Source organism: Bacteroides sp. 43_46 (assembly GCF_001915455.1).
Lineage (GTDB): Bacteria > Bacteroidota > Bacteroidia > Bacteroidales > Bacteroidaceae > Bacteroides > Bacteroides caccae.
Genome location: NZ_MNQN01000134.1, coordinates 1 through 21,796, shown reverse-complemented (window position 1 = coordinate 21,796; position 21,796 = coordinate 1). Strand labels below are relative to the sequence as shown.

The following is a 21,796-nucleotide window of genomic DNA, read 5'->3' as shown; positions in this document are numbered from 1 at the left end:
TGTATTTAGCCCCTTATAACTAACCATAACTTACTATGACTAACCAACCATAAAGTCTTGATTTTCAATACTCTTTGATTTTTAACACTTTCTAAGTGCTTTTTGGCAGTTCCCGATTTTCCACATATTTTTGCAGCGTATTTCTACCGTGGAGAATTTGCGGAGCTTTTATTTTGTCATATCGTGAACGTAGTTGACAAGGGTTTACGAGTGGTTACGATGGAGGACAGATTTGAAGCTGATAGGCAAAAAGCGTTATATCGTGGACTGGGTTGACAAAAGTTGTCAATGGTTCACTTCCGTTTACTCCATCGGTGGAATACTCAAAGTATGGAGAACATAGCAATATCAAAGAGTATGAGACCGACAAGAAAATGTGAATTTTGTGGCAAGACATTCGTGCCAAGAAGCGGTATGCAGAAATACTGTTCCGAGGAATGTCAGGCAGAGGCAAAACGTCTTAGGAAGAAAAGACAGCAGGACTTGATTAACGGTATTGAGCCTATCATGGAACTGCAACATCAGGAGTATCTTACCTTCTCCAAGGCTGCCATTCTGATGGGATGCACCCGACAGTATATCTACAAACTTGTGGCTAACGGCAAGTTGAAGGCATCAAGATTGAGCAGCAGAATGGCATTAGTTAGAAAGGCTGATATAGAGAAGATGTTTGAGGGTAATCCCTACAAGCGTGTGGTTCCTGCCAGCAAGAGCAAGCTCAGTAAAAAGGTAAAAACAGAAAAGCCAACACAAAACCAGGAACCAACAAAAGGGAAAGAGGAGAATGAGGTGCTTGACTATTATTCGGGCGAGGAAGTGATGTCCATTTATAAGGTCAAGAAGTCTTGGCTCTATACATCCGCCAAGCGCAACCAGATACCGATGTGCCGTATCGCTGGCAAGAACTATTACAGCAAACGGCATATTGATGAGTTCTTCGGTACTGCCGTTGACATCCGCAGCATCACCGAGTGGGTGACTGCTGATGATGTAGAGGATGCTTTCAGTATGAGCAAGTCGGCACTCAGGGCATATGCATATCGTCATAAGATACCCACTAAACGTGAGTACGGTCGTACCTATTACTCAAAGGAGCATCTTGAAGAACTGCGCAGGACTGACTTAATGAGCGATGACAGCTATTATACTACAGAACAAGTACAGCAGTTGTATGGTCTTACAAGTGCCAATATCTGCCATATAGTGAAAGTTCACCATATCAGCAAGGTAAAAGTGGGTGTAAAGAACCTGCTTTTGAAGACAGATGTGGAGCGAGCGATGGCAGAAAGAGCAGCCAAAGGACTGTGATTTCAAATGATTTCAGCATTATCCATCAATGACTGCAAATAATGGGAGTCACGGAAGTATCATTCAGTTATTTTGTAGCCGTGAAGATACACTTCACCACGAATAATCATCAATAATACATATCAGTTATGAGCAACATTTGCAAGACCGTATCATTGCGTACACGCAAAATCAAGGACGGACACATGCTGTCCTATTATCTTGACTATTATCCTGGCTATCGTGATGAGAGCACGATGAAAGTCATCCGCCATGAGTCGCTTGGCATCTACATCTATGCCAAGCCGAAGAACCAGATGGAACATAAGTACAACCTCAACCTTACGGCAAGAGCCGAGGCGATACGCTGCCGTCGCTTCGAGGCTATCGTCAACGAGCGTTATGATTTCTTCGACAAGGAGAAGATGAAAGGAGATTTCCTCGCCTACTTCAAGAGACTGGCAGACAAGAAGAACTCCAAGTGGCAACACGTCTATATGCACTTTCGTACCTTCACGCAAGGCAAGTGTACCTTCGGTGAGATAAACGTGGACTTGTGCAACAGATTTCGTGAGTATCTGCTGACAGCACCACAGGGACTGCATAAGAACAGAAAGCTGCATATAAACTCAGCAGCCAACTACTGGTCAACTTTCCGTGCTTCAATCCACACAGCCTATCGTGACCGCAAGATAAAGGAGAACCCGAACGGTTTCTTGGAGCGTATCGAGACAATCCCGACTGACAAGGAGCATCTTTCACAAGACGAGGTTATCCGCTTGGCATCCACACCATGCTCTGCTCCTGCCTTGAAGCGAGCCTTTCTGTTCTCTTGTCTAACGGCATTGCGAAAGAGCGACATTAAGAAACTCACTTGGGAGGAGATACAGCCATACGGCAGCGATGGTGTGATGTATGTCACCACACGAATGCAGAAAACAAAAGACATCGTGCATAACCCAATCAGTGAGGAAGCCTTGGAACTGATAGGCTATTCACCAGATAAACGAGGTAAGGTGTTCCCCGATTTCAAAGACTCCATGACACAGGCACCGCTGAAAAATTGGCTGAAAGATGCAGGGATCACCAAGCATATCTCCTATCATTGCTCACGCCACAGCTTTGCCTGTCTCCAGTTGGACGCAGGAACAAGTATTGCGGTTGTGCAGCGTTATCTCGGTCACAAGAATGTGGCAACAACAGAGGTGTATGCCAAGATTTCCGATGCCCAGAAGCGTGCTTCGGTTGGCTGTATCACCTTGAAGAAGTAACCATTTGACAATAACACGCAGAAAAGGACTGTTGGAATGATAGTGTTCCAATAGTCCTTTTCTCATTTTGTTGGTTCTATTTGCTGTCGTGGATAGAACCAATTCGACAAATACATTCCAATTTCTGTTGATATTAAAGAGGAACTGCAAATATCCCTTTTCTTTGCCCTTACCTTTGTAGCCAACAATCAGCAACAACTGACACTAATGAGTAGTTTAAAGTATGATTCAGAGTCTGATATCATATTAGAACGCTAATAAAGCCTAAAAGAAAGAGTGCCAGAGAACGTAAATGCGGTTTTTACATGCTTCTGCATCTAACTTTGTGGAAGTTTTTGAACGAATAACAATAAAACGAATACAATAATGATAGAAAACAAGACAACTTCAGATTGTACCATCTACGCTTTTGTTGGTACTGCAATTCTCGCCATCTCTCTTGTCGTGGCTATGTATGTAGGCAATGACTTTCACCAAAGTCTGTTTGTCGAGTCAATCATCTTTGTAGGGAGCAACATCCTGCTTTGGGCGATATTCATTTCCATGGTGAATTGTCCCTATGAACTGATGAACATTGGTAGCAACAGCAAGACAAAGAAAAACGTTGTAGAAGCAGAGCCAGCAACAGAACAAGAACAGCCAAAGCAAACATTACCACAAACAGAATCAGCACAATACAGTCATGAGGACTATGCCAAGTGTGTAGAGGCACAAGAAAAAGAAGCACAGGAGATAAAGGAAAAACGAACGAGAGCCGTACTTGACTATGTGCATCGTACCATGTCAAGGTTTCTGTATGAGGAAGATTTGTACAAGGTAATTGAGGCTGTCAAGGAATGGAGCAACGACACCAACTATACCCCGACAGCAATAAACCGTTTCAAGGAAAATGTTGAGAATATCCCTTTAAGGCACTTCGTGTGGAATATCGCAGAGCGTTTGGGTAAGCGTGATTACACAATGGCAATGCGAATATCCTTTATCAAAGCTATGTTCCCAAAGCCGTTTGAAGGCTTGGACTACAGCACATTGAAGAACCTGAAAGCCCCATGTTCCAATGATATAATCCCTATTGACGAGCCTGCCAATGGTGGATATGATTTCCATGATGTGACGGAGGAAAATCCCGAATAATCCCCATTGTTAGAGTTATTCCTTCGTGAATGACAAATGACTGTCACGAATGGGAGTAACGAAAGCATCATTCTGTTCCTTTGCCCCAGTTTTTTTTAATGACTTGTATATGACAAAGGAATTAACTTTCAACGACCTTCCAATGGTCGTTGCCCAGCTTCGGGACGAAGTGGTGGGCATGAAGCAGATGATCATCAGTCTGCAATCACAGAACAAGCCACACAAGGCGAACACGCACATACCTATGAGTGTGGAGGAAGCATCGGCATACCTGAAAATGCCGATGGCAACTCTCTACATGAAACTTGGCAACGGCAGCATTCCTGCCACCAAGCCGGGCAAGCGTTACTGCCTTTATCAAGATGAACTTGACAAGTGGCTGGAGACTAACCGCAAGAATCCTGTACCTCTCACGGCAGAGGAAGAGAACGCAGCTATTCTTGCTGGAAACAAGCGCAAGCCGAAACCCTTAAACTGGTAATATCATGGATGCGCTTGAAATTTGTAACAAGCTACGCTCGGAGGCTTCGGGCGTAGCCACTTCTGGAATTCCGCTTGACGTATTCCCCCAGAAGATGCAGCAGATGATTCTTGATTTGGCAAGGACGGAGAACTATTCCATTGAGTTTACCGCTACTTCCCTTATATCCGCTATGGCAGCAGCCGTCGGCAACTCCTGCTATATCCGGATTAAAGGCAATTGGATTACTTCACCTATCCTATATGTCATTCTTGTTGGCAGACCAGGAGTCGGCAAGACTCCACCTTTGAACTTTGCCTACAAGCCGTTGCACGACATTGATACTGAGGAGCACCATAAGTTCAAGGCTCTAAAGAATGAGTATGCAGCCATTGTGGAGAGGAACAAGGGCAAAAAACGGACGGAATGGGAATCGTTACCTCCTGTACCAGTCCTGCATAAGAATATCATGAATGACTTCACGCCAGAGATTCTTATGCGCAATCACGATGCCAACCTCAGAGGTGTGGCAGTTGTGGTGGATGAGATAATGGGGCTGTTCAACACCATCAACCGATACAACAACAGTTCTTTTGTACAACAGATGCTGTCGGCTCACAATGGCTTGCCAGTAGATGTATCTCGTTGTAATCTTGATTGTCCTTTACGCATTGACTATCCTTGCATACAGATTGTAGGAACTATCCAGACTGGTATTGTGCATGAACTTTATGATATGGGATTCAAGAAGAATGGTTTTCTTGACCGTTTTCTGATCACATGCCCAAAAGGTTTGAAGATTGCTCCTTGGGTTAAGGTTCCAAAACAAGATGCTGCAATCATTGAAAGACCATTCCGTGTATGGAAAGAGATCATAGACAAGGCTGTGGCTCTTCCTTTTACGGAAGGCATCTTCAATGTTCTTGACTTCTCTGATGAAGCCATTGACATATTCTATGATTGGCAGAATGAGGATATAGAACGGCAGAATGCCATTACGGATGAAAAAATGATAGACTCGCGTGCTGCAAAAGTTCCTTTGAATACGGCTCGGCTTGCCTTGATATTCCAACTGTTCCGTTGGGCTTGTGATGAGTCTCACAAGGATTTTGTTGATGCGGAGTCCGTGAATGCAGCCATACGGATGAGCGATTACTTTGAGAAGTCATACAAAAGGATGGATGACCTCGTTTTAACCGAGGCTACCGACCCTGTGAAGAAACAGGTACTTGACTCGTTGGGAAACAAGTTCGTAACTGCTGAAGCAGTAAAGGCTGGAGCGGATTTCGGTTTTGCAAGACGTACTGTCATGTATATGCTCAAAGACTTCTGTCAGAGAAACTTTATCATCAAAGACAAGCAAGGCAATTATGAGAAAGTACAGAAGTAGAATCACCACCTTGCACCGTTTGCACTTTGCACTTCTTGCACTCTTGCACAAAAGATGCTGCATTTTGTGCCAAACAAGTGCAAAAGTGCAGAAAGTGCAAGGTGCAACAAGTGCAGAGCCTTATGAGTGAGTATAGATTCCATCTACAGAAATACAAGCTGGGCAACCGATATGCTTGCCCTCAATGTGGGCGTAAGCGTTGCTTTGCAAGATATATTGACGAGGAAGGACAGATTGTATTCCCTGACAATGTGGGGCGTTGTGACCATGAACAGAGTTGTGGCTACCATTATTCTCCGTCTGATTATTTCAAGGACAATCCCGATACCAACTGCAATGATGATTGGAGATATAAAACACCAATCAAAGAGTGCAGGAAAGAGAAAACTCTTCCAACTTTCATTGATAGCAAGCTGGTGGAGCAAACACTGCATGGCTATTCTGTCAATCCTTTGTACCGATACATTTCAACGGTCTTTGGCAAAGAGGAGACAGAACGCCTGTTTGCCTTGTACAAGGTCGGCACTTCAAAGAAATGGGGCGGTTCAACTATCTTTTGGCAGATAGATGTCAATGGGAATGTGCACACTGGCAAGATAATGAAGTATGATGACAAGACAGGTCACCGTATCAAGGAACCACACAGCCTGGTGACTTGGGTACACTCTGAACTGAAACTGCCAGACTTTACACTTCGGCAGTGCTTCTTTGGCGAACATCTATTGACAGATAAAACCACGACCAAGACTATAGCCATAGTGGAGAGTGAAAAGACAGCCATCATTGCCACACACTTCATGTCTGATTTCGTGTGGTTGGCTACTGGAGGCATGAACGGATGTTTCAATAAAGATGCTGTCGAAGTCCTAAGCGGTCGGGAGGTTGTTTTGGTTCCAGACCTTGGGGCAACGGATAAGTGGAAAAGCAAACTTCCGTTGCTGCAATCAATATGCAAGCAAGTTCTTGTCAGCAACATCTTGGAAGACAATGCCACCGATGAACAAAAGACCAATGGTCTTGACATTGCCGACTTCCTGCTGATGACGGAAACGCCACAGATGGCGCTACAAAGGCTGATAAAGCAACATCCGCCTCTCCAGCATCTAATAGACAGTCTTGGGTTGGTGTTGGTGGAAGAGTCATAGCAGAGTGGGTAAGGTTCTGCGAGCACGCTTGCGTGACGGACTTTCACAAAAGTCCTAAACATAATAGGGACTTTTAGATTCACATGCTTGCGATGTTCACTTAAAAAGTCCTTCTATTATGCTCAGGCTCCGCCCGAGACCTGTCTCCAATTATACAAGAACTACGTTACAAGCTCAAATGAAATTCTTATGGAAAGAAACATACCACGTGCCGCCATTCATGTAGGCACAGACAAGAAATCGTTCTCGTCCCAAGTGGGCAACGAGGCGGAGCGCAGAGGTTGGGACGAGAAGCGTTACCAACTCAAAAACGCGGACATAGACAAGAACAACCATTATAACTACTCACGCAAGAGACTCAACTTTGAGATAGTCAAGGGTGGAAAGATAGTGCCTCTTGGTTCCCAGTCGGTGCCGTTGCATGAACGCTTGCAGCACAGACTTGATGAACTTGGTTTCAAGCCGTATATGGATGCCAAGCGTCCCGACCAAGTTTCAAGGAACAGTCCGAACTGCACTGTCGGCATCATCTTCTGTGGTGACCATGATGTGCTTAACAGGCTTGCCTTTGGTGAACAGAAACTCAACACATCAGATCCAAATGCTGACCACAGCAAGGTTGTATTGCAAAAAGGCATCTATGACTGGGCATTGGACACCTACCGCTTTGCATGTGAGAAATGGGGAGAAGAGAATGTCATCGGCTTTGATGTGCATTGTGACGAGACAAGCATCCATGCCCATGTGCAGACCGTGCCTGTTGAACAAGTAAAGAAACGTGGGCGCATCGGAAGCAAGTACATTCACAAGGATAATCCAGAAAATGTTCTTACAACCAAAGAATGGAGAGCACTTCCAAAAGAAGAACGTGACAACTACACAAAATCGGAAGCGGCAAAGGGTGTTGTTGAAAGGGTCTCTTATGCCAAAGTGTGGGGAGAGCGAGCAAAGGACAAATCACAATACCTTTCCCAACTGCATACTGACTATTACAACAAGGTAGGACATAAGTATGGCTTGGCAAGAGGCTTCTCCTATGATGAACTTTCAGAGGAAGAAAAGCGAGGACGCAAGCATAAGAACAAGGTGGTGCTTGAAGCGGAACGTCAGGCGAAAGTCGCTCTTGACAAAGTGGAGAAATATGCAGTGCTCGCCACAATCGACAAGAAGGAACTGACCATTCCTTTTCTCAACATCAAGGCTCCAGTTCAAGAAGCGATGAATGCCGTAAAGAAAGAACTTGCTATCCCGATTCCTACGCTTATAGGACAAAAGACATGGCGTGAGGAGCGTGTGGCTAATATCTACGCTGCAATCAAGGCTCTTGTAGCAGCCATCAATGCAGAACGTGACAAGCAGAATGAAGATGTACGCAAGTCTGTCAACAAGACATACACTTACTATATGCAGAATCTCAATAAGCAGATAGAGGAGAACAAGTCGCTTCGTGCCGAGAATGATGCGCTAAAGACTGAAAACAACAAAGTCAAACAACGCATCTCTCAACTTGACGAGAAGGCTGTGGAGCGAGTGACTACTCAACTTGTCTGTGCGAAGGAAGAACTCGCCAGTGCCAAAAGTTATAATACTACACTTATGGAAATGTACAATGATTTGAAGGCTCGTTGGAATGCCATTTGGCAAGAGCCTGAAATGACAGACGCATGGAGACGAGTGGAAGCACGTAAGGAGAAAGAAGCAAAAGAAAAGGCTCGGAAAGAAGCCGAAGCCAAACGTGAAAGCATGGCTCGGCAAAATAGATACATAGGAGTGCTTGACAAGTTCATCCATGAGGGACACGAAGCTTTATCATCCTTTGCAAAAACAGACAGAGTCAACTTCAACGAGACAGAATCGGCTTCCATATACTATGGCATTATGGCATCTGCTGTAAAGCATAATATTGGATTGGACTCTAAAGCCTGTATAGATTCGGCAGCAAAAAGTTTCTTATCTGGTATGTCGTGGAATGGTTTTACAGACTTCAAGCAAGAATGTGTCACTAATTGGACAAAACTCTTCGCCACGAATGAAGTTCAATTCACAGACAACGCCATTGACAACTTTCTCGCTTTTGTTGACCATATGTCATGTAGTGCAGATACATACGTTTCGCTTGGTGGCTCCAATGGCTGCGCCGACCAACTTACGAATTGGGACGGAACACAAAAATTAGGATTGGGTATATTCTATAAAGAAAAGAAGAAATCTCAATCAAGATAAAGGATTCTGTTTGTATGGATAAGTTATATACCAAAAACACGATAGATATTACGTCTGAGAATTTGGACTAAACAATACATGAAGCCTCGTTTTTTGCTAAAACAAGGCTTCATGTATAATAAAGTGAAGTCTAAACCCTACAAGGACATTTGTATATTTTTAGTTGCTCATAAATTGAAATGGAAGGGCATAGAACCTGAAGTGCACAATCCTTACATTCCAATTTCTTATTTCGTGTGAAATACCAATAGCATTCTTGTGAACCAACCCAATTATTAATAATACAAGCAAGGTCTCGATTTTGTAAAGACTCAATTTGCTGATTTACACAATAGACCATCCCGTCATAATTGATTGTTATATGACCAAAGTATGATGTATTTATGTAATCTTTCAAATAACAGTCTTTTAGATTTTGATTGATTTTAAGAACCTCGTCTTTGGTTATAACCATTTGTGGCTGTAGGGTAATATTCTTTTCATCCAAGAATATAGGGCATAATACTATATTTTCTTTTGCACCCGTAAGCTTGTCTAAATCAGAATTATTTGTTACAATATATTTTAGGATTAACCTTTCTTCTCTTAGGTTTATAATATCTAAGGGGGTAGCTGAATCGATAAGCAATTCTACCATTATTGTTCTATACTTGCGTAACATATCTTGTATATGTTGAATAGGATAAGCCAAGTAATGGACTCTAAAAACAACAAGTATGTTTCTTGTTTGGGCAAGATTTAAAATTCTTTCCAACTTATCGCATGAAATTTCTCCAGACAAGACAATTCTTTCCAGGTCAAAAGAAATAAGTTGCAGTAATATTGTGTCTATGTCAATCTCTGTATGATTAACGTTTGGATACTCTAATTGCTTGTAAGCAAATGAATTGAGATTTATAGACAATGTATTATTAAGTAAAAAAGTGATAGATTTCAACATCATATTTGTATATGATGCCAAGTTGTGCCCTAAAGCTTTGTTTTCTTTATTTAAGGAGGTCATTATTTGTAATCCTCGTTTGGGGAAATAAGGCATTGACTTGTTTGGTTGTATGAAATATCCGACTCCGTTGTTGGCGATTTTTTGCAAAATAGTCTTGTTGTCATCGCAATCATCTATATAACCGCACTGATTTAATGTATTGACGGCTTTATATGGGACGACAATATTCCTCATATATATGCTACTAAACTTTATTGTATCATATATGAGCAATTCTTTTGATGTTGCCTTGATATAGCAATGTGGAAAAATTATGTACAGTCTGTTCATTTTATTATAATGTTTTCTTCAACCACTTCTATTATGTCAGGATGGGATTCTATGTATGATACAGCATCTGACAATAGTTTTGCGAATTTACTTTTTGAAGTAAACTCATCACATTTACCATTGCTATAACAAAAAGAACATTTAGTGCAACAAAATTGCATGTAGCATTTCTTGCATAAAGATGAAACTTCTGTGATTCTTTTCATAAATCCATTTGCTACCTCATTGCAATCAATATGAACACAGCCACTATTATCAATATATCCTAACGGTGAATCCCTATTGACTTTTTCACATGGATGTATTTTCCCATTATAGCTTACGAAAAGTCGTTTTGAAAATGGAATACATGTACCAGTTGGCAAGGTGCTATTCTCTATACTTTCATCTACGAGTAGCTCACTCTCTTTGCTAACTGAATTGTTCAACAGCCTTGTAGTAAAAACCAAAATTCGATTAAAGAGCGGATTTTGAGTGATTAAACTTGGAACCAACTCTATATCCTCTGGAATTTCAAAAGTTTTAAGCATAGATAGAATTCTGTTTCCATCTTTTGCATCCTCTGTAGGAACATGAAGGGGGCTAAAATTCGGCGTTGTGTTAAATTGCATCTTAAACCAATCAACAATTTCCCTTACATCACTTTTATTTGTGAAAACCGCATTATAGCGAAATGTTGCGAACCATTCTGAATATAAATTCTCAACACACTTCAAGTTCATCATTACGATGTCAAACGAAGGATTCCCTTTAGGAGTTACTCTATAAGAGTCGTTTTCCTTGTTGCCATCAAGACTAATTAGCATTTTGAATTTGTGACGTGACAAAAAATCTGCATATTTTGATAGAAGCATTGCATTTGTTGTCATTGTAAAAAACAATGAACGGTTGCGAAATTCTATACGTTCTGCATATTCTACAATTTGGCGCACTACAGCGAAATTCATCAATGGCTCACCTCCATAGAAACTAATGGCAAAAGGTTCTTTAGGTGCATTTGATAGAGGTTCTTTCTGAAAAAGAATTGCCAAATAATCAATTATGCCTTTGGCTGTTTCAAATTTCAGATTCCCCAACATACCTCTTCGGCTATCAAATGTATCATATCCTTCGCTATAGCAACAATATTCGCATCTAAGATTACAGAGTGTTGTTGTCTCAAATATGATTTGTGATAGTTTTACCAATACTCCTTGTATAGTATTCCCTGTTATATAACTATCAAATGATGAAGTATATTTGTCAAGATATCCATATTGCTTTAACTGACGAAAGGTTTCGTCTCCTTCATTTCTGTCGTTTGAAATTATATCGTACATATTCTTTGATAATGGCAATATTGCCTTTTTCAAAGGACTATACAAATAATAATTTTCGTTTTGAGTTTGAAATACTATAGCTTCCATATGCATAAAATAAGGAAAGCCAAAGTGTTAAACAATGGCTCTCCTTAATTAGTGATTCTTTAATCAATGTTCCAACTTCCAGCAGAGGCAACATCGTCGCACATTGTAACTTCGCCTTCTCTGATGAAACACTCACAAGGACAATAACAGTTGCTAATGCGAACAATATGTCCTTTTTGTCCAACAACTCTTAATCTATTTTTGAGTTGTTTGTTCTGCTCTTCTATAACAGACAGTTTTAAAACTCCCATAAATATTTCTTTTAACCCCTTTTGTTGTGTACAAGTCAATCGCAGGGGTGTTGCGTTTCGACTTGCTTGTGTATCGCTGTTAAATATTCATCCATAGGAATGTATATATCCGTGTTGGTATAAAGTGCATCGGTAAAAGTCTTTGGAAAGGCTGTATAACCGATTAATGCCCCTCGGAGCATATATCCATACTCTTTACTATCAATGCCTCTATTTTGGGCATATCGGTCAATTTGGTCAAAACCAAAAGGTTTGATAAAGAAAGCCATCAAGGATTTCAATACAACCAAGTTGACGGGAATGCTAAATGATGAGCATTGGTTGTGCTTGTATGACCAAAATTCCCGAAGAGTGCTAAGTATTTGCTTACCTTTTTCTGTGTTAGAGCATTCTAAGCACTTATATTTGTTGGCTGATTCAACAATAAGGTTCAATACAACTTCGTCAGACAAACCTCTTTGTTTGCACATAAGAGCTTCATTCATTATGATATCAAGAAATACTTTTTCTTCATCAGAATTCAGTACATCAATGCTTATAGTTAAGTTCTTTAGCGAGAAACGAGAGTAATCAATGTTTCCGTTTGCCTCACCAGATACTTTTGCTTTACCGATAAGATCATTCATAATATCACTAACACGGACAAACAAAGCTCCTAAAGTCGTATCATACATAGATGAACCTGATTCTATGTTCGTTATCTGTTGTTTTATATCTGCGATCTGCTGCTTTATGGACTTAAATTCGTAATTTTCATCTTCGTATTTTTTGATTTCTTGTTTGAGATACTTCTTACGCTCATATTCCCAAGTTCCCTTTTTGAAATATTCACGTTTTTTCCCCATTTTGATACCATTATCACGTTCTTTCTTTTTTATAGAATTAAGTTCTTCTATCCAATCAGAAATACCATCGTGACATTCCATGCTGTAAAGTTTGCTTTCTAGAGCATCCTTTTGTGTTATTAAGAAATCTCTTTTGTCTGTACTATTTGCTTGTTTATTCTGAGATATTTCTTCTGCACGAGCCTTTGCCAATTTGACAATTTCAGAGAAATGTTGCATAAGAATATCAAACAAGTTTGTCCTTGTCTTAACAGTACCATTATATATCCCTTTAGCTGTTTGGATTAGAGAAATATATTTACTCTCATTTGAAACAGCGATTTCAGAAACCATAACTTGTGTATTTAATCCAGCAAATGAATTTTTTAAATCACGCAATATACACATTAGTTTTTGTTCTTGGGGATTTTTTGCAAACGCCATTGCACGAGTAAAGGCAACAATCATTCCCTTTAATCTGTCATAAATACAGTCTTGTGCAACATATTCTTGAAGTTGAAAAGATATGGCGTTTGCTATTTTTCCTGTGGATATAGGCAACGCATTGCTCGTCTTTACGATAAATTCAGACTTGTACTTTTCAATACATTTTACTTCAAACAATATTTGCGATTCTGCAACAAGAGATTCCAGTAAATCTCTTGAAGAGAACAGAAAAGCAACAGCTCCCTTTTTGTAGTAGATTGTCTTATTGTATGTAAATAGAGTTTTACTATTTTTGACAGGAGCTATATTTGATTTGTCTAGAATTTCATCATTGACTCTCAAGACATAATCACCATTAATTTCCTTTGTTGACAAAATTAGATAATTAGCCCTTTCATTTGTTCCATCTAAATAACGGCTCAAATTATTCCCATATCCTCTGACTTGGTAGAAAGAGAATGGTGATATACTTTCTGAAACGAAAGATTCCAGTAAGTTCCATGAGTTTGTACTTATATAATAAAACATAGGTCTAATTATTTTCAATTTCAACTATATTTTCCTTTGAAACATCTTTCAAAAAGGATGTTCGCTTTCCTGTGTAGGAGATATACAGATTGCGTGAAGAACGAGTGCATGCCACATAAAAAGCATTTCTTTTACAAGTGTTCGCCTCATTAGCAAAAGGCACAAAGACATTATCAAATTCAGACCCTTTTGCTGCATAGTATGTCAGGATGCATGGTAGGTCATTGTTTGAAAAGTCCAATGTGTTGACAGTTCTAAACGGAACTACATTTCCAGTTCGATAATGAACTTGTGTATTTACTCCTCTTTGATTCAGAAAATCATTTACTTCACGTACATCACTCTCGTCAGGAACAAGAATTGCGACATCATCTAAATCTTCCATTTTTATTCGATTTAATATGCCTTCCAATTCTTTCTCTCTAGATGAGTATTTCGTGACAATCGGTTTGGGATAATTAGGATAGTCGCTATTGCCACCATCTTTCATGTTATTTGTCAACAAGTCCACCTTGACATCTTGAATTTGCTGAGCAACTTTAGCAATTGTCTTTGGTAGACGATAATTGTAATCCAAAGAGAGACGTTTGTAGACTAAAGTGTTAGCAATCTCATCTATTGAACTTCCTTTAAAATTCATTTGTTGCACAGAATCTCCAAATAAAGAAAGACTCTTCCCCTTATGAGGTATTATCCTTCCTTGATAGTCTGAGATGTTAAAATCTTGAGCCTCATCTATAATAAGATAATCAATTTTATCTTCTGATTGCTTATAAATTGTTCCACTTGGAATCAACTCGAACTTATTAGTATTAGTCACACTAAACCCTGATAGATATGGAACTTCTTTAAACCAACTAACCCTGCGTCCAAAGGCTGAGTAAAATTTGTAATCCACCCAATCTGCAAAATCTATTCCATAAGCCGTTTTGTCCTTTTCGGTACGTTCAAACTTTCTGACATTTAAGTCATTTACCAGATAGAGGGTATTCCTATTGCCTTTTTCCCAAAATACATCTCCTGTCAGGTCAAAGCCACGATGAGTCCAAGCCCATTCGTATGCAATGCGCTCTTTGTCTAAACCGAGAGCCTGCATTCCATAAGCTATCATTCTTTTCAAAGCCACAGTAAAAATAACTATGGCGTAACTTCCTTTGTTCTTTGCCTGTAGTGCACGATGGATAGCAAGATTAGTTTTTCCACTACCTGCAGCACCTTGTACTATGATATCTTCGTCTATACTTTGAACGATGATTTTTCTTTGAGAATCATCTAAGTTTGATATAAACCACTTTTCTAATCTCATGCCATTTCCATTAGAACAGCAGCTCCACTCTGTGTTGTTTGACTGATTAATGTTTTGAATACATACGAAAAAGCGCGGAGCCTATTCTGTCACTCGTTCCACGCTATAAAGGCTCTCGCATTGCCCGACAAGTCGAAACGAGCAACGCCGAAAGCCCCACGCCAGTGTAAGTATATAGAAAGCACTCTTGACAACGAACTATGGAATCGTCCGAAGCCAATGAGGGCTGTATATAATACACCTCATGAGGCGTTCTTTGTTGCTTTGTTCTTGACTTTTCGTTGAATTTGCGAGATTCTTATAGCGTCAAAACCAAAGCGTACAAAAACGCCTTTTACCATATGTATGTCTGCCCAACCTCTGCCCATCGGGGCTTCCGGTATGGGTATAGACGTTACAAAGATAACACTTTTATCTTGGAAACCACTTTTTTGGGCTGGTAAAATATGATTTTTAAGGTTTGATTTAACATTATTAAATATAAATATGTCAAAGAATTCCACTTTTGCGTGATTTTTCTTGCTAAAAAGTTTGTATTATCAATGATTATTTGTATTTTTGCAGCGTTAGTTCCAGCCGAGCCTCTTTACAATGCTTAAATAGGCTGGGCTTTTTTGTTTATAAGCTATGACAAAGAGAAATTTTGGAAAAGATTACAAGACTCCACGAGAACTTGTAACCTTATTGGAAAATCGTGGATTGATAATTAATGATAGGCAAAAGGCTCAATTGTATTTGGAGAGCATTGGCTATTATCGATTGTCTGCGTATATGCATCCTTTGTTGAAGACTCCAAAGATTCTTCATCTGTATAAGGAAGGTGCTACATTTAACAAAGTGATGATGCTTTATCGCTTTGACAAAAAGTTGCGCTTACTCCTTTTTAACGAGATTGAGAAGATCGAAATTGCTGTAAGAGAAGCCGTAATGAATATGACGGCTGAACGGACTGGTGATATATATTGGCTTACAAATTCTGCACATTTTCGTGATCAGTCCATTTTCGTCAATAGTATGGCAATGTTGTCGAAGGAGTATGAACGTTCTACTGAAGACTTTATAGAACACTTCAAAAGAACATATACAGAACCTTTTCCACCAGCATGGATTCTTGGTGAACTTCTCCCAATGGGTAGCGTGAATATGTACTACAGGAACTTGAAAGATAAAGGACTCAAAAAGCAGATCGCCAAGCGTTTCTGCCTTCATGCTCCAGTGTTTGAGTCTTGGCTTTCTGTGATTACGCTTACTCGCAATGCGTGTTGTCATCATGCTCGTGTTTGGAATAAGGTCAACAAGATTATTCCAAATGATATGAGAGGCATGACTCGTCCTTGGATTACTATTCCTGCGGACAAGCGAAGAATATATTATAACATGTGTATCATCAAGTATTTCCTTGACATCATCTCTCCCAACAATGACATGCTTGACAAAATGCACAATTTGTTCAGCAAGTTTCCAGAGATAGACCTGGCTGCTCTTGGATTCCCTTCTGGTTGGGAAAATGAACCTCTGTGGCAATAAAAGACATATGAAGAGACTGTTAACCACCCCACATCACCCATATTTTCTGCAATTTTGATGTGATTGAAAGTTAAATACGTTAAATCTTCACCTTTTCGTATCTAATCAGAATTCATACGGTCACTTTTCTACCGTTTAGAGCGTATAACACTGATAATCAACTAATAATAGATACTATGGCTGCTCCGCCCTCGAAGAAGTCGTCCTCAGCGGCACCAACGACCAATTTGGCTTCTTCCTGCCCACCGTTGGTGATGGTGCATTCGCAGGCACCTCCGCCACCCTCCTCTTCCTCACCGATGTCACCGAAGAGATGTTCAAGGCAGAAGGAAATGCCGCCACATGCCAATCCTGGGGTAGTGTCACCTGGAAAGCCATCCACTACAACCTGACTGCGGATAATCCTGCCAGCCTGACAGACACCGCCAACTATAGCGGCCACTGGCTCAAGGACTCCCCCCAATAACCCCAACCCCATAACCCATAACTCAAAATTCATAACTCATAATTCAAAACCCCATGGCAACAACCTTTGAAAAGCTCATCAGTCTCGTGGCCTACGACAACGCCCTGACCGAGCGCACGGACGACTTCTACCTCCGTGCCAAGACACAACCCCGCACACTGGGCATCACCGAGATAGCCCGCGAAACAGCCCGGCAACTGGGCAAGTACGGCGAAAACCCGTTGGGATAACACCCCACGGCCCTACCCCCATAAGGGTGCGCACCCCTACCCCCGTAAGGGTATGCACCCTCACCCGTCCAAGGGTAGGCACCCCCACCCCGAACGGCCCTACTTATACGAAACCCTAAAAAAGACACCCAACGAATGAAAACAAGGAACCACCTCCGCCGGACGCTACTGCTCCCCACCCTGCTGCTTGCCCTGCTGCCGCCCTGCGCCTGCACAGACGACATCTGCCCCGACACCGCCCCCCTGCCCGGTGCCGACAGTGAAGCCACAGCCTCCCTCATAGGCCAACCCATACAGATAGGCTGCATCGCCACAAGCGTGGAACAGCAGTCGCCCATGGCCGGAGAAGGAGGAGGGCAGACACGCGCCGACGGAACCACCGGCACACCCGCCACGGAAACCGGCTTCCCCAAAGTAGGAACCACCATCACCGTATTCATGACCGTGCCCGTAAGGTCGTCGTCGGCAGCAGACGGCTCGTCCGCCGAAGTCCGCTACAGCCACGCCAACTACACCTGCACCTCCGTCAGCACCGACGGCGGCACGCAAGCCGTCACCTCCGCCACTTGGCAGCCCACCGACCCCGCCAACCTCCTCCGCTGGGAGAAAGACGCCGCCGCCTACTACTTCGCCGCCATCTCCCCCGCCATAGAGATGCAGCCACTGGAGGCATTGACATATACCGGCAGCGACGGCAACAGCGGAGGCAGCTACGCCCTGCAGACGGGCGAAGCCTTCACCTTCCAGCTGCCCCAAGCCTTCACCCCCGAGAACTACGCCTACTGGGAACAGCTGCGCACCTCCGGCCTCGCCGTCCGCATACCCCAGCCCACCGCCGACCCCATCCCCCTACAGATGCAACGCGCCCTGGTGAAAGTGGACATCTTCTCCACCGCATCCGCCGCCGTCCTGCTGAAAGCACCTGCCAAAGCCGTATTCTGCGCCTACACAGGCGGAGTGACGGCGCTGAGAGAGGCACCCATTGTGAGCAATTCTACTGACGGGATACACTCCTATCTGTTTGTTGACAAGCTCACCGACACCCGTTCCGTCACCACCTTGAGCCGGGACGGTGCGGCGGTGCATCGGGCGTTGATGATACCCACTTACCACCAATACAGCCCAGACTACCTCCCCCCTAATGGACCTACTTGCAGCGAAGCCGGAGGAAACGGTGCCCTCTCTTTTCTTACGGACAAGGTATATAGCGCCGGAGGCTCAATCGGCAGCAGCAGCGAGACCGGCAGCGTCACCGGCGGCACCACCGGCAACCGATTCTATCTCCCCGGCAAGTACCTGCAAGTGTCGGACGGAAGTACCGACATAAAAGGCACAGCACCGGAAAACATCCTCCTGCTGGATGGGACGGAAGCGTCCTACAATGCCGTAAAGAGCAGGCTGGAAGCGATAAATGCCGCCGGAAGCTCTTCTCCCCCTACCCTCGTCTCCAAACTCTTCATCAGCGGTTCTGTACCGGAAGGCATGGACCAGAGCGAGCTGTTAGGATTGCTGGGCAGCAGCCATAATTACGTACAAAACCTCTATATGGAGCCGGTGAAGGAAGTGCCTACGAATTGGTATCTCTTCACCAACGGCAATAGTACTCTGCAAAGCATCAACCTGCCACAAGCCACCAAAATAGGATATAATGCTTTCAATAAATGCACCGGCCTGACAAGCATCGACCTGCCAAAAGTTACCGAAATCGGAAACAGAGCTTTCGCCGGATGCACCGGCCTGACAAGCATCAACCTGCCACAAGTCACCAAAATAGGATATAATACTCTTCAGGGTTGTACCGGCCTGACAAGCATCGACCTGTCACAAGTCACCAAAATAGGAAATGGTACTTTTGTGAATTGTACCAGCCTGACAAATATTGACCTGTCACAAGCCACCGACATCGGAGAAAATGCTTTCTGGAATTGCACCGCCCTGACAAGTATCGACCTGCCACAAGTCACCGACATCGGAGTCAGTGCTTTTTGGAGTTGCACCGGCCTGACAAGTATCGACCTGCCACAAGCCATCGGAATCGGAGAAAGAGCCTTCCAGGATTGCACCGCCCTGGCAAGCATTGACCTGCCAAAAGTCACCAATATAGGAATCGGAGCTTTCGTCGGATGCGGGAAACTGGCAAGCATCTACCTGCCACAAGTCACCGACATCAGAGAAGATGCTTTCTTTGGTTGCACCGGCCTGAAGAGCATCGTCCTTAGCGGCACCGGTACCGAAAACAGCTTCGCTCTCCCCACCTGCGACACCACTTACGGTCTCGGAAGTCAGAATTTCTCCCCCGAGAACCTCTTCCTCACCGGAGTTACCGAACTCACCGACGAGCAAATAACCCAGTGCCGCAACTGGGGAAATAAGACTTGGGCGAACATATACTATAACTACAAGGGAAGCCCTTCACTTGCCGAAGCCACCATTGAGGAGCTGACAAACCCCGACAATTACACAAAAGTGACCGATAAGTAACTTATTATTAACAACAAATAAATAGACCAAATATGAAAACAAGAAGTATCCAAACGCTGCTCCTCGCAGCCACCCTCGGCCTGCTGGTCACCGCCTGTAACAACGATTCAGACCAGACAGTGGACATCACCAAGCCCATCAACGTGAAGCTCTCGCTCACCACCACCGGCACCAATATCCCCATCAGCCGCGCCGCCATCGGCGCCACCGAGTTCGATGATGACGACGCACTGGGCCTCTACATCGCCCACAAAACGGGTGCCAACGGTGAATCCCCCATCACCTCCTCCCTCGACCCCAAGAACGCCCCATGGGTAAACGGCAGCTTCACCGACGAACCCCTCTACTGGCAGAACGTCACCGACCAGCACACCCTCTACGCCTACTATCCCTATACCAACACCGCCACCGACACCTACACCGTGCCCAACGTCAGCATCAAGCCCGACCAGAACAACAGCAGCACCGCTGCCGCCGACTACGAAGCCTCCGACCTGCTGTGGGGCAAATGCACCACCGTGGCAACGAACAACGCAAGCATCAGCATGAAGCACTGCATGAGCCAAATCACCGTCACCCTCTCCGCAGGAACCGGCTACTCCTCCCTGCCCGCCATCGACAAGGTAGAACTGCTCTGCTCCGCAGGCTTCGCCCTCAGCGGCACGTGGAACCTGGAAGACGGCAAAGTAACAAAGGCTAATGATGCCGCTGCCACCGACGCTGCAACTGCATCTACCACCTCCATCACCACCTACGCCCACAGCGTTGCAGGTGCCACCACCTACCGCGCCATCGTGCTGCCGGGTCAGGCATTCACCAATAGCTCCCAATTCGTAAAAGTCACCTCCGGCAGCAACACCTACACCTACTATCTGGCTATGAGTTCCAGCGAAAACCTCACTACCGAGGCCAACAAAACCTACAACTTCGACCTCAGACTGAACAAGGCCGGGCTGACGCTGAAAGGGATTACCATCGCCGCATGGGACACAGATGAAATAGAAGGGGATGCAGGCATGGACATTGGAAACTGATGGACAATGAACGATGAAGAATGAATAACCGAGAACGAAAACTGTTCTTAAACATGGAGGGTACGGAGACACTGTACCCTCCATTTTTGTATCTTGCGCCATGTTTAACCCCTCAATAAAAACTTTAAGGTTATGATTATCGGAGTACCTAAAGAAATCAAGAACAACGAGAACCGTGTAGGAATGACCCCTGCCGAAGTAGCCGAGTTGGTGAAACGCGGTCATACGGTGTATGTGCAAGCCTCGGCAGGCGCAAACAGCGGTTTCTCTGACGATGATTACATCGCCGTAGGTGCACAAATGTTGCCAACCATTGAAGACACGTATGCCATAGCCGACATGATTGTCAAGGTAAAGGAGCCCATCGCACCGGAGTACAAACTGATAAAAAAGGGACAAGTGGTATTCACCTATTTCCACTTCGCTGCCGATAAATTGCTGACCGAAGCCATGATAGCAAGCGGCGCCGTCTGCATCGCCTACGAAACGGTAGAGAAAGAAGACCGCTCACTTCCGCTGCTTACCCCCATGAGCGAAGTGGCGGGACGCATGGCCACCCAGGTAGGAGCACGCTTCCTCGAAAAACCCCAAGGCGGCAAAGGGAAACTGATGGGTGGCGTGACGGGTGTACGCCCCGCACGCGTACTTATCCTGGGCGGCGGCATTGTGGGCACCAATGCCGCACAAATAGCTGCCGGAATGGGTGCCGAGGTACTGATTGCCGACATCAACCTTCCCCGCCTGCGCTACCTCAGTGAAGTGATGCCCAAGAATGTAAAAACACTCTATTCTTCCCTTCACAATATCAAAATGGAATTACCTACAATAGACCTCGTAATAGGGTCTGTCCTTATCCCCGGTGACAAAGCGCCTCATCTCATCACCAAAGAAATGCTGAAAATGATGAAGCCCGGCACCGTACTCGTAGACGTTGCCATCGACCAAGGCGGATGTTTCGAAACCTCCCACCCCACCACGCACAGCGACCCTACCTACATTGTGGACGGAATTGTACACTACGCCGTTGCCAATATCCCCGGCGCCGTACCCTTCACCTCCACCATGGCACTGACAAATGCCACCCTGCCCTACACCGTTGCCCTGGCATGCAAA

18 protein-coding genes are annotated in these 21,796 nt (G+C 43.8%); 12 read left to right on the top strand and 6 right to left on the bottom strand.

The annotated features are described in order from the left end of the window. The first annotated feature begins 357 nt into the window (after positions 1-357). The 7 genes from BHV72_RS17155 to mobV all read left to right on the top strand — a co-directional run bounded on the left by BHV72_RS17155 (position 358) and on the right by mobV (position 8,910). On the top strand, positions 358-1,308 hold the full coding sequence (locus BHV72_RS17155) for a helix-turn-helix domain-containing protein (protein WP_117921355.1): 951 nt from the start codon (positions 358-360) through the stop codon (positions 1,306-1,308). Positions 1,309-1,436: 128 nt separating this feature from the next. Next, positions 1,437-2,558, top strand: a complete 1,122-nt coding sequence (locus BHV72_RS17150) for a site-specific integrase (protein ID WP_117921349.1) — start codon at positions 1,437-1,439, stop codon at positions 2,556-2,558. A 366-nt stretch (positions 2,559-2,924) separates the two neighbouring features. Next, complete coding sequence (locus BHV72_RS17145) at positions 2,925-3,692, top strand: hypothetical protein (protein WP_117921347.1); 768 nt, start codon at positions 2,925-2,927, stop codon at positions 3,690-3,692. Positions 3,693-3,801: 109 nt separating this feature from the next. Further along, positions 3,802-4,173: a helix-turn-helix domain-containing protein gene (locus tag BHV72_RS17140; protein WP_007897100.1), complete on the top strand. Its 372-nt coding sequence runs from the start codon at positions 3,802-3,804 to the stop codon at positions 4,171-4,173. A gap of 4 nt (positions 4,174-4,177) precedes the next feature. Further along, positions 4,178-5,542: a DUF3987 domain-containing protein gene (locus BHV72_RS17135; protein ID WP_117921345.1), complete on the top strand. Its 1,365-nt coding sequence runs from the start codon at positions 4,178-4,180 to the stop codon at positions 5,540-5,542. 122 nt (positions 5,543-5,664) lie between these two features. Further along, positions 5,665-6,687, top strand: a complete 1,023-nt coding sequence (locus BHV72_RS17130) for a DUF6371 domain-containing protein (RefSeq protein ID WP_117921353.1) — start codon at positions 5,665-5,667, stop codon at positions 6,685-6,687. A 189-nt stretch (positions 6,688-6,876) separates the two neighbouring features. Next, a complete protein-coding gene (gene mobV / locus BHV72_RS17125) occupies positions 6,877-8,910 on the top strand; it encodes a MobV family relaxase (RefSeq protein ID WP_117921343.1) in 2,034 nt (677 codons plus the stop codon). A gap of 130 nt (positions 8,911-9,040) precedes the next feature. On the opposite strand, the gene BHV72_RS17120 is transcribed toward mobV, so the two are convergent. From BHV72_RS17120 to BHV72_RS17100, 5 genes are all read right to left on the bottom strand, one after another. Continuing rightward, the gene (locus BHV72_RS17120) at positions 9,041-10,087 is read right to left on the bottom strand and encodes a hypothetical protein (protein WP_229111853.1); all 1,047 of its coding nucleotides are present in this window, start codon (positions 10,085-10,087) and stop codon (positions 9,041-9,043) included. 92 nt (positions 10,088-10,179) lie between these two features. Then, the gene (locus tag BHV72_RS17115) at positions 10,180-11,589 is read right to left on the bottom strand and encodes a radical SAM peptide maturase (RefSeq protein ID WP_077197364.1); all 1,410 of its coding nucleotides are present in this window, start codon (positions 11,587-11,589) and stop codon (positions 10,180-10,182) included. 59 nt (positions 11,590-11,648) lie between these two features. Next, entirely contained in the window at positions 11,649-11,840 is a 192-nt protein-coding gene (locus BHV72_RS17110) for a hypothetical protein (RefSeq protein WP_009012760.1), read from the bottom strand. Between the two features lie 35 nt (positions 11,841-11,875). After that, a complete protein-coding gene (locus BHV72_RS17105) occupies positions 11,876-13,639 on the bottom strand; it encodes a lantibiotic ABC transporter (RefSeq protein WP_117921351.1) in 1,764 nt (587 codons plus the stop codon). 4 nt (positions 13,640-13,643) lie between these two features. Next, positions 13,644-14,945, bottom strand: a complete 1,302-nt coding sequence (locus BHV72_RS17100; protein WP_181986398.1) for an ATP-binding domain-containing protein — start codon at positions 14,943-14,945, stop codon at positions 13,644-13,646. Between the two features lie 627 nt (positions 14,946-15,572). Here BHV72_RS17100 and BHV72_RS17095 point away from each other — a divergent pair. Continuing rightward, positions 15,573-16,472 carry an Abi family protein gene (locus BHV72_RS17095; protein ID WP_117921336.1) on the top strand — a complete coding sequence of 300 codons (900 nt, stop codon included), beginning with the start codon at positions 15,573-15,575 and terminating at the stop codon, positions 16,470-16,472. Positions 16,473-16,629: 157 nt separating this feature from the next. Here the strand turns inward: BHV72_RS17095 and BHV72_RS17090 are convergent, their stop codons facing one another. Further along, entirely contained in the window at positions 16,630-16,914 is a 285-nt protein-coding gene (locus BHV72_RS17090) for a hypothetical protein (protein WP_286857043.1), read from the bottom strand. A gap of 77 nt (positions 16,915-16,991) precedes the next feature. Between BHV72_RS17090 and BHV72_RS17085 the strand changes: the two genes are divergently transcribed. The 4 genes from BHV72_RS17085 to ald all read left to right on the top strand — a co-directional run. Further along, positions 16,992-17,168, top strand: coding sequence for a hypothetical protein (locus BHV72_RS17085; RefSeq protein ID WP_016274381.1), 177 nt, complete (start codon positions 16,992-16,994; stop codon positions 17,166-17,168). 855 nt (positions 17,169-18,023) lie between these two features. Next, on the top strand, positions 18,024-19,649 hold the full coding sequence (locus tag BHV72_RS17080; RefSeq protein ID WP_156737533.1) for a leucine-rich repeat domain-containing protein: 1,626 nt from the start codon (positions 18,024-18,026) through the stop codon (positions 19,647-19,649). 32 nt (positions 19,650-19,681) lie between these two features. Then, positions 19,682-20,683, top strand: coding sequence for a fimbrillin family protein (locus tag BHV72_RS17075; RefSeq protein WP_022400820.1), 1,002 nt, complete (start codon positions 19,682-19,684; stop codon positions 20,681-20,683). Between the two features lie 132 nt (positions 20,684-20,815). Continuing rightward, the coding region (ald, locus tag BHV72_RS17070) for an alanine dehydrogenase (protein WP_286857031.1) at positions 20,816-21,796 on the top strand (981 nt) is incomplete at its 3' end.

Bases quoted from the DNA above. Each gene is read 5' to 3' on its own strand.
- BHV72_RS17155 (WP_117921355.1), top strand. From the start codon at position 358: ATGAGACCGACAAGAAAATGTGAATTTTGTGGCAAGACATTCGTGCCA.
- BHV72_RS17150 (WP_117921349.1), top strand. From the start codon at position 1,437: ATGAGCAACATTTGCAAGACCGTATCATTGCGTACACGCAAAATCAAG.
- BHV72_RS17145 (WP_117921347.1), top strand. From the start codon at position 2,925: ATGATAGAAAACAAGACAACTTCAGATTGTACCATCTACGCTTTTGTT.
- BHV72_RS17140 (WP_007897100.1), top strand. From the start codon at position 3,802: ATGACAAAGGAATTAACTTTCAACGACCTTCCAATGGTCGTTGCCCAG.
- BHV72_RS17135 (WP_117921345.1), top strand. From the start codon at position 4,178: ATGGATGCGCTTGAAATTTGTAACAAGCTACGCTCGGAGGCTTCGGGC.
- BHV72_RS17130 (WP_117921353.1), top strand. From the start codon at position 5,665: ATGAGTGAGTATAGATTCCATCTACAGAAATACAAGCTGGGCAACCGA.
- mobV (WP_117921343.1), top strand. From the start codon at position 6,877: ATGGAAAGAAACATACCACGTGCCGCCATTCATGTAGGCACAGACAAG.
- BHV72_RS17120 (WP_229111853.1), bottom strand. From the start codon at position 10,087: ATGAGGAATATTGTCGTCCCATATAAAGCCGTCAATACATTAAATCAG.
- BHV72_RS17115 (WP_077197364.1), bottom strand. From the start codon at position 11,589: ATGGAAGCTATAGTATTTCAAACTCAAAACGAAAATTATTATTTGTAT.
- BHV72_RS17110 (WP_009012760.1), bottom strand. From the start codon at position 11,840: ATGGGAGTTTTAAAACTGTCTGTTATAGAAGAGCAGAACAAACAACTC.
- BHV72_RS17105 (WP_117921351.1), bottom strand. From the start codon at position 13,639: ATGTTTTATTATATAAGTACAAACTCATGGAACTTACTGGAATCTTTC.
- BHV72_RS17100 (WP_181986398.1), bottom strand. From the start codon at position 14,945: ATGAGATTAGAAAAGTGGTTTATATCAAACTTAGATGATTCTCAAAGA.
- BHV72_RS17095 (WP_117921336.1), top strand. From the start codon at position 15,573: ATGACAAAGAGAAATTTTGGAAAAGATTACAAGACTCCACGAGAACTT.
- BHV72_RS17085 (WP_016274381.1), top strand. From the start codon at position 16,992: ATGGCAACAACCTTTGAAAAGCTCATCAGTCTCGTGGCCTACGACAAC.
- BHV72_RS17080 (WP_156737533.1), top strand. From the start codon at position 18,024: ATGCAACGCGCCCTGGTGAAAGTGGACATCTTCTCCACCGCATCCGCC.
- BHV72_RS17075 (WP_022400820.1), top strand. From the start codon at position 19,682: ATGAAAACAAGAAGTATCCAAACGCTGCTCCTCGCAGCCACCCTCGGC.